The sequence below is a fragment of the Nonomuraea sp. NPDC003754 genome, assembly GCF_053605785.1.
On record NZ_JBSGJX010000024.1, the window covers coordinates 88,523 to 103,730 of the forward strand.

A 15,208-nucleotide genomic window follows, 5' to 3' on the forward strand; every position below is an offset into this window, starting at 1 on the left:
TAGCCTCGACGCATGCTGGAAGAGATCATGGCGACCCGCTATGTGACCCCGTTGCGGGAGGGTGGGTCGCTGCCGGGGGTGGTCGAGGCCGACGACCTCGGCACCTACGTCGTGAAGTTCCGTGGCGCCGGGCAGGGGCCCAAGGTGCTCGTCGCCGAGATCATCTGCGCCGAGCTGGCCAGGCGGCTCGGCCTGCGCACCCCCGAGCTCAAGCTCGTCGACCTCGACCCGCAGATCGGCCTGCGCGAGCCTGACTTCGAGATCCAGGCGCTGCTGCAGGCCAGCGCCGGGCGTAACGTCGCGATCGACTTCCTGCCCGGCGCCCTCGGCTTCGACCCCCTGTCCTGGCGTCCCGACGCGGGCTTCGCCGCCGAGGTGCTGTGGTTCGACGGCCTGATCCACAACGTCGACAGGACGTGGCGCAACCCCAACCTGCTGGTCTGGCACCACGACACCTGGCTCATCGACCACGGCGCGGCGTTGTGGTTCCACTACAGCTGGAAGAGCGCCGACCCGCAGCGGCCCTTCGACGCCGCGGACCATGTCCTGGCGCCGTTCGCGGCCGACGTGTCCCTGGCGGGCGACCGGCTCGCCGCGAAGATCACCAGGGAGCTGCTGGCCGAGGTGACCGCGCTCGTGCCCGACGAGTGGCTGGAGGGCGAGCAGGGCTTCGAGTCGGCGCAGGCCGTACGCGACGCGTATGTCGACCACCTGCTGGCCCGCGCCCACGGCCCGCGCGAGTGGCTGACGGTCGCGGCGAAGGCCGCGCCGAAGAGCGGGCCGGGCTCGGTCGGCGCTTTCTGGAAGCAGGGAGACAAGTGATGGGACGCGACGTCTACGAGTACGCCGTCATCCGTGTCATCCCGCAGATGGAGCGCGGCGAGCAGATCAACGTCGGGATCCTGCTGTACTGCCAGCCGCGCGACTACCTGTGCGCCCGCGTGGAGCTCGACGAGGACCGCCTGCGCGCCCTCGACCCCTCCGCCGACCCCGGCGAGGTACGGCTCGCGCTGGCGGGCTACGAGCTGGCCTGCGGTGAGGCGGCGGGGCCGTTGGAGCGCGAGTCGCTGGGCAGCAGGTTCCGCTGGCTGACCGCGCCCCGCAGCACGGTCGTCCAGACCTCCCCGGTCCACGCGGGGCTGACCACGGACCCGGAGGGCGAGCTCACCCGCCTGTTCGACCGTCTCGTCCGCCTCTGAGGGCGGCGGGCCGGACGCCAGGCTCACGACACCGACCATGAGGAGCCCTCGATGACCGTTCGCCGCGTCGTGCCCAACCTGACCTCCGCCGCCTTCGACGACAGCAGGGACTTCTACCGGCTGCTCGGCTTCGAGGAGGTGATGAACCACGGCTGGATCATGACCCTCGCCTCCCCCGGTCAGCCCACCGCCCAGATCAGCGTCATGACCACCGACCTGACGGGTCCGGTGAACCCGGACCTGAGCGTCGAGGTCGACGACGTGGACGCCGCCTACGCGGCCATGGTGAAGAGCGGCGCCGAGATCGTGCACCCGCTGAGCGACGAAGAGTGGGGCGTGCGCCGGTTCTTCGTCCGCGACCCCGGCGGCCGCGTGATCAACGTCCTGGGCCACCGCTAGCCGGGCGGGCGGGGGCTGGTCCGCCCGGGCGCCGGAGCGTTACCGTTGAAGAAAAACTGCTCCGTCCCCCAGCGGTGGCCGATCGGTGCGCTCGACAGCGCCGGAGGTGCCCATGAACGACTACCCGCCGATCGCGGACCACGGCATAGTCGGGGATCTGCAAACCGCCGCCCTCGTCTCCGGCACGGGCACCATCGACTGGTGGTGCACGCCCCGCTTCGACTCCCCGAGCCTGTTCGCCTCCATCCTGGACAGCGATCGCGGGGGGCACTGCCGGCTCGCCGCCGACCTGGACGGCGTCTCCGAGGCGACGGTCCGGCAGCTCTATCTGCCGGACACCGCGGTCCTGGTCACCCGCTTCATGGCGCCCGGCGGGGTCGGGGAGGTCGCCGACTTCATGGAGCCGGACACCTCCGCCACCCCGTCCGACCGGCACCGCCTGGTGCGGGCGATCCGGATGGTTCGCGGCAGTCTGCCCTTCGAGCTGGTCTGCCGTCCCCGCTTCGACTACGGCCGGGCGCAGCACACCCTCGCCTTCCTCGACGACGGGTCGGCTCTCTTCCACGGTCCTGGCACGGACCTCCACCTGCAGGCCAGCTTCCCTCTCACCCTGCATCCGGACGGCAACGACGTCACCGCCCGCTTCACCCTCCAGGCCGGCGACGTGGTCGCCATCACGCTGACGAGCGACCGCAGCGGCCGGCCCACGACCCCGCTGACCGGCGACGACGTCCTTCGCAGTTTCGAGGCCTGCACGGGCTTCTGGCTCGGCTGGCTGCGCGCGTCGCGCTACCGCGGCCGCTGGCAGGACATGGTGAACCGGGCGGCGATCACTCTCAAGCTGCTCACCTACGCGCCCACCGGCGCGCCGATCGCCGCGGCCACCATGGGCCTGCCCGAGCAGATCGGCGGCGAGCGCAACTGGGACTACCGCTACACCTGGGTCCGTGACGCCTCTCTGTCGGTCAGGGCGCTGATCGACCTCGGCTTCGTCGAGGAGGCCCACGCCTTCCGCCGGTGGCTGCGTGACCGTCTGCTCGACGGCGGCACCACCTCGGGCGAGCCGCTGCAGATCATGTATCGGATCGACGGCGACCCGCACCTGACCGAGGAGATCCTGCCCCACCTGGAGGGCTACCGGAAGTCGGCGCCGGTCCGGGCCGGCAACGCCGCCGCCGGCCAGATCCAGCTCGACATCTACGGCGAGGCCGCCGACGCCCTGGCGCAGACCCGTAACGTGGGGGGCATCCGCGGCTGGCAGGCCCTCGCGGGGCTGCTCGACTGGCTGTCCGACAACTGGGACCGCCCCGACGAGGGGATCTGGGAGACCCGCGGCGGGCAGCAGGAGTTCACCTTCAGCCGCCTGATGACGTGGGTCGCCTTCGACCGCGGCATCCGCATGGCCACCACGCACTCCCGCCCGGCCGGCCTGGCCCGCTGGCTGAACGCCCGCGACGCCGTCTTCGACCAGATCGTCACGCGCGGCTGGAACGCGGACCGGCGGGCGTTCGTCCAGCACTACGCCACCGACGTCCTGGACGCCTCGCTCCTGCTCATGCCGCGCGTCGGGTTCCTCGATCCCCGTGACCCCGACTGGCTGAGCACTCTCGACGCCATGGACAGGGAGCTGGTCAGCGACAGCCTCGTCTACCGCTACGACCCGGCCGCCTCCCCTGACGGGCTGCGCGGCTCGGAGGGCACCTTCAACCTGTGCAGCTTCCTCTACGTGGAGGCCCTGGCCCGCTCAGGGCGGCTGCGGCAGGCCCGCTACGCCTTCGACAAGATGCTCACCTACGCCAACCACGTCGGCCTGTTCGCCGAGGAGATCGGCCCGTCGGGCGAGCAGCTCGGCAACTTCCCGCAGGCCTTCACCCATCTGGCGCTCGTCGCCGCGGCCATGGCCCTGGACGAGGAGCTCGACCGCGCGCACCAGTAGGGCCGCCGTGCGCCTCGCGGCTAGGGGCGGGCGTCGATCTGCCGGGCCAGGCCGTCCAGCAGCATGTCCAGCCCGAAGCGGAAGGCGCCTTCGGGGTCGCTGGCCATGCCGGTGGCCTCGCCGAGGCTCGTCGAGACCCGTCGCGCGACCGGATAGGAGGTGCCCGCCGTCGCCGCGGCCAGGGCGGGGGCGACGCCTTCCCACCACTGCACGTCGGTGAGCGCGCTCTCCTCCCTGATGCGCCGCAGCGAGATCACCCAGCGCGCCGCGCTGGAGACCAGCCCGAGGATCGCCGTGAGCGCCCGGTCCATCTCGATGTCGCTCAGCCCCAGCCCGTCGAGGGCCGAAAGCTCGGCCTCGTACTTGCCGGACACCCCGGGGCCTGGCACCGGACGGCCGGGCGCGGCCTCCACCGTCCACGGATGGGCCATGTGGTGGTCCCAGTTGGCCTGCGCGATGCGCTCGGCCCTGGCTCGCCACGGTCCGGCCTGCGCGGGCGGCGGTCCCTCGGCGTAGACCTCCGCGGCGACGGCGTCGAGCATGAGCTCGATGAGTTCCGAGCGGCCCGCGATGTAGGGGTAGAGGGCCATCGGGCTGACGCCGAGGTCGCCGGCCACCCTGCGGATGGTGAGCGCGTCGAGCCCCTCCTGGTCGGCCACGGCGATCGCGGCGTCCGTGATGCGTTTGGGGGTGAGCCCTGATCGGCTCACCGCCTCGGCGGGCCGCCACAGCAGCCCGATCAGCTTGATCGGGTCTCCCGGCCGCTCGGCTCTCTTCGCCACCGTCAACTCCCTTCGGTTTACGCTGTACTATACATTGTCCGAAACGATGGGAGGGCACGTGAACAGCGAAATGACCGTTCCTACCCCGATCCAGGTGAAGGGGGTGCGCAAGCGGTTCCCCGGCACCGAACGTCCCGCGCTCGACGGCGTCGACCTCACGGTGGCGACGGGCCGGATCTGCGCGTTGCTCGGCGGCAACGGCGCGGGCAAGACCACGATGGTCAGGATCCTGGCCACCCTGACCAGGGCGGACGCGGGCACCGTCCACGTCGCCGGCTGGGACGTGGACAAGGCGGCGACACGGGTGCGGGCCGCGATCGGGCTCGTCGGCCAGTACGCGGCGCTGGACGAGCTGCTGAGCGCCCGGGAGAACCTCGAACTGTTCGGCAGGCTGGCGGGCCTGGACCGGCGCCGCGCCCGCGCACGGGCCGGCGAGCTGCTCGACAAGGCGGGGCTGACCGAGGCGGGCGGGCGAGCGGTGGGCGCCTTCTCCGGCGGGATGCGCAGGCGCCTCGACCTGGTGACCTCCCTCATCACCACGCCGAGCGTGCTCTTCGTCGACGAGCCCACCACGGGCCTCGACCCGCAGGCGCGGCGCGACCTGTGGAGCTCGGTGCGCGCCCTCGCCCAGGCGGGCACCACCGTCCTGCTGACCACCCAGTACCTCGAGGAGGCCGACGCGCTGGCCGACGACGTGGTGATCCTGCGCGAGGGAAGGGTCATCGCCCAGGGCACGCCCGAAGACCTCAAGAAGCTCGTCGGCGAGCCCCGCATGGAGCTGCGCGCGCCGACCCTCGAAGACGTCTACCTCCACCTGTACGCCACCTCACCCGCCGGAGCGCCCTCATGACGACCATCCCTCTGGCAGGCTCCACGGCGGCGCCGGTGCGGACGCGCCTGTGGCGCGAGGCGACCATCCTGGCGGGCCGTACCATCAGGCACTGGCGGGCCAGGCCGGCCGCCTTCGCGGTCCAGCTGCTGTTCCCCGTGCTCGTCATCCTCATGATGGGCGGCCTGCTCGGCGGCGCGATCGCGGGAAGCGCGGGGGGCTACATCCTGTTCGTCATCCCGGGTGTCCTGGCGTTCACGATGCTGTTCGGCGTCGAGACGACGATGATCGCGGTGACGACCGACGCGGCCAAGACGGTGACCGACCGGTTCCGCTCCATGCCCATCTCGCGGGGCTCGGTCCTGCTCGGCCGCGTGCTCGCCGACATGCTGACCTCGGTCGTGGAGGTCGTCGTGATCACGCTGGCCGGCCTGGCCCTCGGATGGCGGTGGGAGAACGGCGTCCTGCCCGCCCTGGCCGCCTACGGGCTGCTGCTCTGGTTGCGCTTCGGCCTGCTGTGGGTGGGGGTGTGGGCCGGGCTGACGGTGGGCTCGCCGGAGGCGGTGAGCGCCGCGCAGCTGCTGGCCTGGCCGATCGGCTTCCTGTCGACCGTGTTCGTCCAGCCGGTCACGATGCCGGTCTGGCTCGGCGCGATCGCCGAGGCGAACCCGCTGTCGGCCACGGCGACCGCCGTCCGCGAGCTGTTCACCGGTGTCCACCAGCCGGGGCTGACGTGGGCGGCCGGGCACCCGCTCGTCATCGCGCTGGCCGCGCCGCTCCTGCTCACCGCGGTCTTCGGGCCCCTGGCGGTGCGCGCGTTCAAGGGGCTGGGCCGATGAGCCCCTACGACGAGGTGATCCGCGTCCGCGGCGCGCGGGAGAACAGCCTCAAGAACGTCGATGTCGACATCCCCAAGCGCCGGCTCACCGTCGTCACCGGCGTCTCGGGATCGGGCAAGTCGTCGCTGGTCTTCGACACGCTCGCGGCCGAGTCCGGACGGCAGCTCAACGAGACCTTCACGGCCTTCGCGCAGGGGCGGCTGCCCAGCTACGGCCAGCCCGACGTCGACCACCTGGAGAACCTGTCCGCGGTGATCATCGTGGACCAGAAGCGGCTGTCGGGCGGCCCCCGCTCCACCGTGGGCACCGCGACCGACATCGGCGCCCGCCTGCGGCTGCTGTTCTCCAGGCTCGGCGAGCCCCCGGCCGGCTACTCCAACGCCTACAGCTTCAACGACCCGGCGGGCATGTGCCCGAACTGCCAGGGCCTGGGCGTGGCCGCCACGGTCGTCGAGTCCGAGCTCGTCGACGACGACCGGTCGCTGGCCGAGGGCGCGATCACGTTCCCTGCGTTCGCGCCCGGCCAGTGGATGTGGAAGGCGTACGCCCGGTCAGGCTTCTTCGACGTCGACAAGAAGATCCGCGACTACACCGCCGAGGAACGCGACATCCTCCTGCACGCTCCCCCCGACACGCTGAAACCGCCCGCGGGCATGGACGCCGTCGGCACCGCCTACGAAGGGGTGCTGTCCCGGTTCTCGCGCATCTACCTGCAACGGGAACCCGAGTCGTTCAAGGGGGCGCAGCGGGAGGCGTTCGAGCGGATCGTGGCCAGGCGCCGCTGCCCCGAGTGCGACGGCTCCCGCCTGGCCGCGCCCGCCCGGGCCAGCCTCATCGGCGGCCACTCCATCGCCGACTGCAACGCGATGCAGGTGGACGACCTGCTGGAGACGATCGGCGCCGTCGACCGCCCCGAGGTCGCGCCGCTGCTGTCGGTGCTGCGCGAGCACCTGCGCCGCATGGTCACCCTGGGGCTGGGATACCTCAGTCTCGACCGCGCCACCTCGACCCTCTCGGGCGGCGAGTCGCAGCGCGTCAAGATGGTGCGCCATCTCGGCAGCGCCCTCACCGACATGCTGTACGTCTTCGACGAACCCACCGTCGGCCTGCACCCGCGCGACGTGGACACGCTCGGCGAGATGCTCCTCGCCCTGCGCGACCGCGGCAACACGGTGATCGTCGTCGAGCACGCCCCCGAGGTCATGGCGATCGCCGACCACTGCGTCGACATGGGGCCGGGAGCGGGGGCCGCGGGCGGCCGCGTCGTCTTCGAGGGCACCTACGCCGAGCTCCGCCGGGCCGACACCCCCACCGGCGCGGGGCTGCGAGCCGACCGGGCCAAGCGCGGCGACCCGCGGCCGGCCACCGGCTGGACGGTGATCGAGCACGCCCGCTCGAACAACCTGCGCGACGTCACCGTGCGCGTCCCGCGCGACGTGATGACGGTGGTCACGGGGGTCGCCGGGTCCGGCAAGAGCAGCCTCGTCCTCGGCCACCTGCCCGCCGCCGAGCCGGGCGCGGTCGTGATCGACCAGCGGCCCATCCGCGGCTCCCGCCGCTCCAGCCCGGCGACGTTCACCGGGCTGCTGGACTCCGTCCGCCAGATCTTCGCCAGGGCCACCCGCCGGCCGGTCGGCCTGTTCACCCCCAACTCGACCGGCGGGTGCCCGGCCTGCGAGGGGACCGGCCTGATCTACACCGACCTGGCGTTCATGGAGGGCGTCACCACCCGCTGCGAGTCCTGCCGGGGCAGGCGCTTCACGGCCGAGGCGCAGCGGCACGCGGTCAACGGGCGCACGATCGCCGACGTCTTCGAGATGAGCGTCAACGACGCCCAGGCCTTCTTCACCCAGAAACCCGTCAGGGAGGTCCTCGACCGCCTCGACGCCGTCGGTCTCGGCTACCTCACCCTCGGCCAGCCGCTCACCTCCCTGTCCGGCGGGGAACGCCAGCGGCTCAAGCTCGCCACCGAGCTGGCCACCCCCGGCCGGACCATCATCCTCGACGAGCCGACGACGGGGCTGCACATCGCCGACATCGAACGGCTCGTCGGCCTCCTCGACCGGATGGTGGACTCCGGCTCGACCGTCGTCGTGATCGAGCACAACCTCGACGTGATCCGCGCCGCCGACTGGATCATCGACCTCGGGCCTGAGGCCGGGCACGACGGCGGCCGGATCGTCTTCGAGGGCACGCCGCGGGACATGGTCGCCACCTCCTCGACCCACACCGCCCGGCACCTGCGCCGGCACCTGGAGGCCACCGGTCTCGCCTGAGGGCCGGGCGCGGCCGGGACCGGGTGACCCGGCTCACGCCCGGCGGCCGCGGGCCGAGCCGGCGGGCCGGGCGCCCGCCACCCCTCGGGGGAGGCCCACCGGCTCTCAGGGTGGTTTCAGGGTCGTCCCTGAAGGCGAGTCCCCGCGGGTGTAGGAACGTAAGATCCGTGAAGACGAAAAAGATGATCGTGATGGCGGGGCTGCTGGGCCTCGGCGTGCTGACGACAGGCTGCGGCGTCGTGGGCGCCGAGCAGCGCGAGAACTCCTCCTACGACGTCACCGACAAGGTGTCGGGCGTCAGGATCGAGGGCGACGCGGGCAACGTGGTGGTGACCGAGTCCGACCGCGAGGGCATCCACGTGTCGGAGACCCTCATGTGGCGTAACACCAAGCCGACGGCCACGCACACGGTGCGGGGCGACACGCTGGTGCTGACGTTCTCCTGCCCGCCCGCGGTCGGGATCATCAGCTGCGACGTCGACTACGAGGTCGAGGTGCCGCGCGGCCTCAAGATCAAGGCCATGGTCGACTCCGGCGACGTGACGCTGCGCGCGCTGTCCGGCGAGGTCGAGGCGACCAGCGACTCCGGCACCATCGAGGCCAGCGACCTGACGGCCAAGCGCGTGACGGCCGAGAGCGACTCGGGCGACCTGAACCTCGCGTTCACCGCGCAGCCCGACCGGGTCAAGACGACGACGGACTCAGGGACGACCGAGGTGCGCGTGCCGCAGGGGCCGTACAAGGTCATGGCGAAGACCGGCTCGGGGGACAAGAAGGTGAACACCGAGACCGACGCGTCGGCCACCCGGGTGATCGACATGCGCAGTGACTCGGGCGACGTCGAGGTCGTCACCCCGTAGCGGGCGCCAGGTCACCGCCCGCCGACGGCGCCCGGCGCGATACGGGTGCCGCCGCCGGCCGGCGGACAGCGGCGGCGCGGGACCGGCGAGGGGGTACACCTGGCCCACGTGCCCGTCGGCGCCCTCGGAAACCCCGCTCCGGCCGCGGGTCAGTGCTCGACGGTCACCACGATCTTGCCGATCTGCGCGTTCGACTCCAGGTACCGGTGGGCCTCGACGATCTGGCCCAGCTCGAAGGTACGGTCCACGACGGGCCGGAAGGCGCCCGAACGCAGCCCGGAGGCCACGAAGGCCGCCGCCCTGCGCATCCGCTCAGGCTGCCGGGCCGTCTCGAGCATGGTGTACGTACGCATGTTCACGGCAGGCATGCCGAGCTCGATCGCCGGATAGGGGGTCGGCTCGCCGCTCAGCGCCCCGTACACGAGGAGCGTGCCGTCGGCGGCGACCACCCTGGCCAGGTCACGCACGCCGGGACCGGCGACGGCGTCGAAGACGAACTCGGCGCCCCGGCCGCCGGTGGCTGCCAGCACCCGCTCGACCGCGTCCTCCGACTCGGTGACGATCACCTCCGCCGCGCCCTCCTTCAGCAGGGCCTCCTTCTTGGCGGCGGTACGGGTGAGGGCGATGGGCGTCGCGCCGACACGCTCGGCGACGTGGATGGCGGCCAGCCCCACGCTGCTGGACGCGGCGTTCAGCACGACCGTGTCGCCGGGCCGCATCCCGCCGACCTCCACCAGCGCGCCGTAGGCCGTCACGTACGGCATCCACACCGCCGCGCCCTCGACCGCGCCCAGCCCCTCGGGGCGGGACACCACCGCCGACGCGGGCACGATCGCCCGCTCGGCGTAGACGCCGTAGTCGTTCTGCGAGAAGGCGGGCACGGTGCTGACGGGCTGCCCCGGCGCGAACCCGGTGACGCCCTCCCCGACCGCCTCGATCACGCCGGCGGCCTCGGAACCCAGCCTGGCGGGGAAGCGCCGCACCGGCTCGATGTAGTGGCCGGTGCGGAACAGCACCTCGGCCCTGTTCAGCCCGATCGCGTCCACCCGGATGCGCACCTCGCCCGGACCCGGCTCACCGGCCTCCACGTCCTCCAGCCGCATCACCTCGGGGCCGCCGAGCTCGTGGAACAGCACCGTCCTGGCCATCACGCCATCCTTTCGCCGTGGGAACGATGGTCCACTCAACCCTGGAAGTACGACGGCTGTCAAACTTCGATGGCTGTCGTACAATGACGGGCATGGAAGACGATCGCATCCCACCGCACCCCGACGTCCGGACGATCACGCTTCAGCAGGTCCTCGAGGCCCTCGTCGACCCGGTACGGCGGAGCATCGTCACGCAGCTCCACGACGCCACCACCGACGTCCGGTGCGGCGGGTTCGACCTGCGCGTGAGCAATTCCACGGCCACGCACCACTTCCGGGTCCTGCGCGAGGCCGGCCTCATCCGGCAGTACTACGTCGGCACCTCGCGGATGAACGCGCTGAGGCGCGAGGAGTTCGGCGCGGCCTTCCCCGGCCTGCTCGACGCCGTCGTCACCGCCGAGCGCGCCGCCACGCCACCGGCGCACGATGCCGCCGGCCGCGGGCGAGCCGTCTAGAACAGGACGGACATGAAGGTGTCGACCTCGCGGAAGCCGACCTTGCGGTAGACGGCCCGGGCCGCGTGGTTGTAGTCGTTGACGTAGAGCGACACCACCGGCGCGAAGCAGGACAGCGCCGCCTCCACCACCGCCGCCATCCCCGCCACGGCGTGGCCGTGACCGCGCAGCGCGGGGTTGACCCACACGCCCTGGATCTGGCACGCCTGCGGGGTGACCGCCCCGATCTCGGCCTTGAAGACCACCGCGCCGTCGTCGATGCGGGCGTAGGAGCGGCCGATGCGGATCAGCTCGGCCACCCGCGTGCGGTAGAGCGCGCCGCCGTCGCCGCCGTTGGGCGAGACACCCACCTCCTCGGTGAACATCGCCACGCAGGCCGGCAGCAGGATGTCGAACTCCTCGGGCCGCACCCGCCGTACCAGCGGGTCGGCGGGCACCGGCGGCTTCTGGGAGGTCGCCATCACCGGCTGCGACCAGCGGATCGCCCTGGCCTGCCCCCAGTACGGCTCCAGCCGCTCCCACAACATCTCGACCGCGGTGGCCGGGCCCACGATCGACGAGCACCTGCGCCCCTGCTTGCGGGCCCGCTCGGCGAAGGCGTGCACGGCCTCGGGGCCGGCGTTGACCGGCACGAGGTTGGCTCCGGCGTAGCAGAGCGAGGTGAGCGCGCCACGCGGCCCGAACCCCCACATCTGCCCGCCCAGGCGCGTCGGGTGCAACCCGACGCTCCGCACCCTGGAGGCGACGAAGACGTTCGCGACAGGATCGGTGTCGAGAAGTGCGAGCACTTCGTCCCTGTCGCTGTCATCGAGCACGCGCGACGCCGATGTCCGCAGCATCACACCGGCCAGCCTACGCGACCTGCCCCCTTTTGACAGGAACCAGCGCACCTATCGGACGCCGAGCAGCCCCGGCAGCGGCGCCGGCGCGGTCTCCTCCGCCGCCATGCGGTTGGTGACGACCGGCGCGGGGCGGCCCCGGCAGGAGGTGTCGGCCGCCGGGAGGGTGCCGTCCTGCAGGTAGCGGACCAGATGCGCGTCGACACAGCTGTTGCCGGCCAGCGAGACGCCGTGGTTGCCGCCCGGCTCGACGACCATGCGGGCGCTGGGGAAGCGCCGCCGCAGGTGCATGGCCCCCTCGTACGGCGTGGCCGCGTCGCGGCGCGACTGGAGCATCAGGATCGGCGGCAGCGCGGGGTCCGCCTTGACGGTGACGGGCGTGCCCCCCGGCTCGGCCCAGAACGCGCACGGCGCGTTGTACCAGGCGTTCGGCCAGGTCATGAAGGGCGCGACGCGGTGCATCCTGGTCATGTCGGCGTGCCACCTGGACCAGTCGCGTGGCCACGCCGCGTCGCGGCACTGCACGCCCAGGTAGACCGCGTAGGAGTTCTCGTCCTCGGCGTCCTGGACGGCGTGCTGGCGCCAGGCGGCGACCAGGTCCTGCACGTCGCCCTGCCGGACGTAACGCGACCACGCCCCGGCCAGCTGCGGCCAGACCGCGTTGGCGTAGCCGCCCACGGTGAACAGGTCGTCGAGCTCGCTCGGGCCGACCACGCCGCCCGCGGGCCTGGCGGCCAGCCGCCGGCGCATGGAGTAGTAGGCGAAGGAGGTCTGCCTCGTCGTGCGGCCCAGGCCGTAGACGTTGTTGTGCCTGGCCGTCCAGTCCAGGAAGTCTCGGTGGCGCCGCTCGAACGCCGTGTTCTGGGCGAGGTTGGTCTGGTACCAGTTGCCGCCGGGGTCGACCGAACTGTCGAGGACCAGGCGCTTGACCCTGCCGGGGAACAGGGTGGCGTAGACCGCGCCGAGGTAGGTGCCGTAGGAGTAGCCGAGGTAGCTGATGCGGTCCTCGTCCAGCGCGGCCCTGATGCGGTCGAGGTCGCGCGCGGAGTTCTCGGTGGTCAGGTACGGCAGCATCCAGGCCCACAGGTTGCCGCAGCGGTCGGCGTAGTCCTTGGCCCTGCCGAGCAGCGCCTGCTCGGCGGCCGGCCCGCTCGGCACCTGGTCGGGGCGCGGCGCGGCGAAGTAGCGCTCCGGGTCCACGCAGCGCAGCGCGGGCTCGCTCTTGCCCACCCCGCGCGGGTCGAAGCCGATGACGTCGAAGCGGCCGGCCAGCTGCGGCGGCAGGCTCGCGGCGACGTGCTTGGCCATGTCCTGGCCCGACGCGCCGGGCCCGCCGGGGTTGACCAGCAGGACGCCGAGGTGGTTGGCGTCGCGGGAGACCGAGCCCTTGATCCGGTTGAGCGCCAGCGTGATGTGCTGGCCGTACGGGTCGCGGTAGTCGAGGGGCACCCTGACCTGCCCGCACTCCACCCCCGGCTGCTCCGGCTCGACTGCCGCCGGCGGGGTGATCCCCACCCCGCCGAGCACCCGGTCGGTGACCGAGGTCTGCTTCCCGCACGGCCCCCAGACCACCTGGCCGGCGATCGCCCTCGTCTGGGCGTCCGCGGCACCGTTGACTCCTGTGGCCAGCAGCGCCAATACCGCACCGATCCCGACAACCCGCTTCACCCGGCTGCACTCCCTCTGCTCAATGGGACGAAGCGATGATGCCGTGAGCGACCAGACGAACACGCAGCGTATCCAGGATTGATTACCAACCTGTAACGTTCTTCTTGCTCTCCGTACGCATGGGGCTCGCGGCCTCCGGGGAGGGCGCGGGGCGGGCCAGGACGATCACGCAGACGGTCGCGACGGCGGCGAGACAGGCCAGCGCCAGGCACACCGTGTGGAGCGCGCCGGTGAAGGCCTCCCCCTCCAGCCGCCCGCCGCTGAGCGCGGCCAGCATCGCCCCGGCACCCGCCAGCATCACGGTCTCGATCGCCAGCCGCGCGGTGTTGAACAGCCCGGCCGCCGCGCCGACCCGCTCGCGCGGCAGCTCCGCGATCGCCAGGCCGTCCAGCACGCCGTTCGACAGCCCGACCCCGACCCCGACGAGCGCGAACGGCGCCAGCATCCCCACCGGCGCGCTGTCAGGTCCCACGGTGACCATCAACAGCGCGCCGAGGCCGCTGGTCGCCACGGAGGCCGCCACGGTCGTCACGGGCCACGCCCGCGCCAGCGCCGCGCCAGCGGGGGGCAGCACCACGGCGGGGACGGTGAGCATCAGCAGCCACAGCCCGGCCTGCCCGGGCTCCACGCCGACGACGGAGATCAGGTAGGAGGGCAGGTAGACCACGAGCGGCACCAGGATCCCCATGAGCGCCCCCGCCGCCAGCGCGAACGCCAGGAAGCGGCGGTCCGCCAGCAGGTCGAGCTGGACCATGGGGTCGGCCGAACGCCGTTCCACGACCACGAACAGCGAGGCGAGCAGCACCGCGGCCGCCAGAGCGCCGACGACGAGCGGGCTGCCGAACCCCAGCGCGGGCCCCTCGTCGAGGGCGAAGATCAGCAACAGGAGCGAGGTGGTGAACAGCGCCGCGCCCGGCCAGTCGACGGTACGGCCCTCGCCGCCGCCGAACCTGGGCAGCACGCGCACCAGCGACAGGACGACGGCGGAGATCGCCGCGGGCACGGCGAAAACCGCCCGCCAGCCCAGCCACTCCACCAGCAGCCCGCCGACCGTGGGCCCGAAGGCCAGCCCGGCGCCGAGCACCGTGCCCAGCAGGCCGAAGGCCCGCGCCCGCGCCCGGCCGTCGAAGGCCGCGGCCAGGATCGACGAGCCGCCGGTCGTGGCCGCCGCGGCGCCGATGCCGCCCAGGGCGCGTACCAGGTTGAGGACGACGATGTCGCCCGCCAGAGCCCCGGCCAGGCTGCTGACGCCGAACAGCGCCACGCCCCAGGCGAAGACGCGCCGCCTGCCGAGCACGTCCGTCAGCGAGCCCGCGAACACCAGGAAAGCGGCGAAGCAGGCGTTGTAGCCGTTGACCACCCACTGGGTCGCGGCCAGGCCCGCGCCCAGCTCGGCCCTGATGCCGGGCAACGCGACCGAGGCCCCGGTGATCGTCAGGGGGATGGTGAGGAAAGAGACAAGAACGATGAGAAGGGTTTTGCGCACCGCGCGCTCCGCAGATCAAGAAGGGAGCCGGGGCAGCATTGACGGCCGCACCGGCGAACTGACGGGCTGATGCGGCGGCTCAGAAACGGGTTGACGCCGCCGCTAGAGGCGGCGGGCTCTGTCCGAGATGGGCACGGTCCATCTCTACCGATGATCGCGTCGCGCGTCAAAACCTTTTCGGCGGACCGAAGCCACCCCCGACACCATCCCGGCGCCCCAGCGCCCCGCCTCGCCCTGCCGCCTCGCCCCGCCCTGCCTTGCTGCCCCGCCCTGCCTTGCTGCCGTGCCTCGCCTGGCTGCCGTGCCTCGCCTCGCAGGCGACGTCCAGCCTTACGGGCAGCACCCGGCCCACCACACCCGGTCTCACGGGCAGCACCCGGCGCGCGGTAGTGGCCACCGAGCGGCGGCCACCGGCCTTCGTCACACCGAGCGGCGCCTCCTCCCATCGGGCGGCGTCTCCATCCGCCCGACGGCCCCGCGGGCGGCAACCTC

Annotated in this window: 14 protein-coding genes; 9 read left to right on the top strand and 5 right to left on the bottom strand. The window is 72.5% G+C overall.

Going from position 1 to position 15,208, the window contains the following annotated elements:
• Nucleotides 1–12 precede the first annotated feature (12 nt).
• From ACWEVS_RS27575 to ACWEVS_RS27590, 4 genes are all read left to right on the top strand, one after another.
• A complete protein-coding gene (locus ACWEVS_RS27575; RefSeq protein WP_449929167.1) occupies nucleotides 13–822 on the top strand; it encodes a HipA family kinase in 810 nt (269 codons plus the stop codon).
• Complete coding sequence (locus tag ACWEVS_RS27580; protein WP_449929165.1) at nucleotides 822–1,199, top strand: DUF3037 domain-containing protein; 378 nt, start codon at nucleotides 822–824, stop codon at nucleotides 1,197–1,199. The genes ACWEVS_RS27575 and ACWEVS_RS27580 overlap by 1 nt, the downstream gene beginning before the upstream one ends.
• Nucleotides 1,200–1,250: 51 nt before the next feature.
• Nucleotides 1,251–1,598 carry a VOC family protein gene (locus ACWEVS_RS27585; RefSeq protein ID WP_452553972.1) on the top strand — a complete coding sequence of 116 codons (348 nt, stop codon included), beginning with the start codon at nucleotides 1,251–1,253 and terminating at the stop codon, nucleotides 1,596–1,598.
• A gap of 112 nt (nucleotides 1,599–1,710) precedes the next feature.
• Nucleotides 1,711–3,534, top strand: coding sequence for a glycoside hydrolase family 15 protein (locus ACWEVS_RS27590; RefSeq protein ID WP_449929161.1), 1,824 nt, complete (start codon nucleotides 1,711–1,713; stop codon nucleotides 3,532–3,534).
• 20 nt (nucleotides 3,535–3,554) lie between these two features.
• On the opposite strand, the gene ACWEVS_RS27595 is transcribed toward ACWEVS_RS27590, so the two are convergent.
• Nucleotides 3,555–4,316, bottom strand: a complete 762-nt coding sequence (locus ACWEVS_RS27595) for a TetR/AcrR family transcriptional regulator (protein ID WP_452553973.1) — start codon at nucleotides 4,314–4,316, stop codon at nucleotides 3,555–3,557.
• 58 nt (nucleotides 4,317–4,374) lie between these two features.
• On the opposite strand from ACWEVS_RS27595, the gene ACWEVS_RS27600 reads away from it, so the two are divergent.
• The 4 genes from ACWEVS_RS27600 (at nucleotide 4,375) to ACWEVS_RS27615 (ending at nucleotide 9,120) form a co-directional block, all read left to right on the top strand.
• On the top strand, nucleotides 4,375–5,166 hold the full coding sequence (locus ACWEVS_RS27600; RefSeq protein ID WP_449929157.1) for an ABC transporter ATP-binding protein: 792 nt from the start codon (nucleotides 4,375–4,377) through the stop codon (nucleotides 5,164–5,166).
• Nucleotides 5,163–5,984: an ABC transporter permease gene (locus ACWEVS_RS27605; protein WP_449929155.1), complete on the top strand. Its 822-nt coding sequence runs from the start codon at nucleotides 5,163–5,165 to the stop codon at nucleotides 5,982–5,984. The genes ACWEVS_RS27600 and ACWEVS_RS27605 overlap by 4 nt, the downstream gene beginning before the upstream one ends.
• Nucleotides 5,981–8,260 (top strand): ATP-binding cassette domain-containing protein, encoded by a 2,280-nt coding sequence (locus ACWEVS_RS27610; RefSeq protein ID WP_452553974.1) that lies wholly within the window; start codon nucleotides 5,981–5,983, stop codon nucleotides 8,258–8,260. The genes ACWEVS_RS27605 and ACWEVS_RS27610 overlap by 4 nt, the downstream gene beginning before the upstream one ends.
• A 167-nt stretch (nucleotides 8,261–8,427) precedes the next feature.
• Nucleotides 8,428–9,120 (top strand): DUF4097 family beta strand repeat-containing protein, encoded by a 693-nt coding sequence (locus ACWEVS_RS27615; RefSeq protein ID WP_449929151.1) that lies wholly within the window; start codon nucleotides 8,428–8,430, stop codon nucleotides 9,118–9,120.
• Nucleotides 9,121–9,269: 149 nt separating this feature from the next.
• Here ACWEVS_RS27615 and ACWEVS_RS27620 read toward each other — a convergent pair whose 3' ends face one another.
• Entirely contained in the window at nucleotides 9,270–10,268 is a 999-nt protein-coding gene (locus ACWEVS_RS27620; RefSeq protein ID WP_449929149.1) for a zinc-dependent alcohol dehydrogenase family protein, read from the bottom strand.
• Between the two features lie 92 nt (nucleotides 10,269–10,360).
• Here ACWEVS_RS27620 and ACWEVS_RS27625 point away from each other — a divergent pair, with 92 nt between their 5' ends.
• Nucleotides 10,361–10,723: an ArsR/SmtB family transcription factor gene (locus ACWEVS_RS27625; protein ID WP_354917907.1), complete on the top strand. Its 363-nt coding sequence runs from the start codon at nucleotides 10,361–10,363 to the stop codon at nucleotides 10,721–10,723.
• On the opposite strand, the gene ACWEVS_RS27630 is transcribed toward ACWEVS_RS27625, so the two are convergent.
• The 3 genes from ACWEVS_RS27630 to ACWEVS_RS27640 all read right to left on the bottom strand — a co-directional run bounded on the left by ACWEVS_RS27630 (nucleotide 10,720) and on the right by ACWEVS_RS27640 (nucleotide 14,716).
• Nucleotides 10,720–11,562: a GNAT family N-acetyltransferase gene (locus ACWEVS_RS27630; protein ID WP_449929272.1), complete on the bottom strand. Its 843-nt coding sequence runs from the start codon at nucleotides 11,560–11,562 to the stop codon at nucleotides 10,720–10,722. The two genes, ACWEVS_RS27625 and ACWEVS_RS27630, sit on opposite strands and share 4 nt — an antisense overlap.
• A 51-nt stretch (nucleotides 11,563–11,613) precedes the next feature.
• On the bottom strand, nucleotides 11,614–13,230 hold the full coding sequence (locus tag ACWEVS_RS27635; protein ID WP_449929147.1) for an alpha/beta hydrolase: 1,617 nt from the start codon (nucleotides 13,228–13,230) through the stop codon (nucleotides 11,614–11,616).
• Between the two features lie 82 nt (nucleotides 13,231–13,312).
• A complete protein-coding gene (locus ACWEVS_RS27640; protein ID WP_452553975.1) occupies nucleotides 13,313–14,716 on the bottom strand; it encodes an MFS transporter in 1,404 nt (467 codons plus the stop codon).
• Nucleotides 14,717–15,208 lie beyond the last annotated feature (492 nt).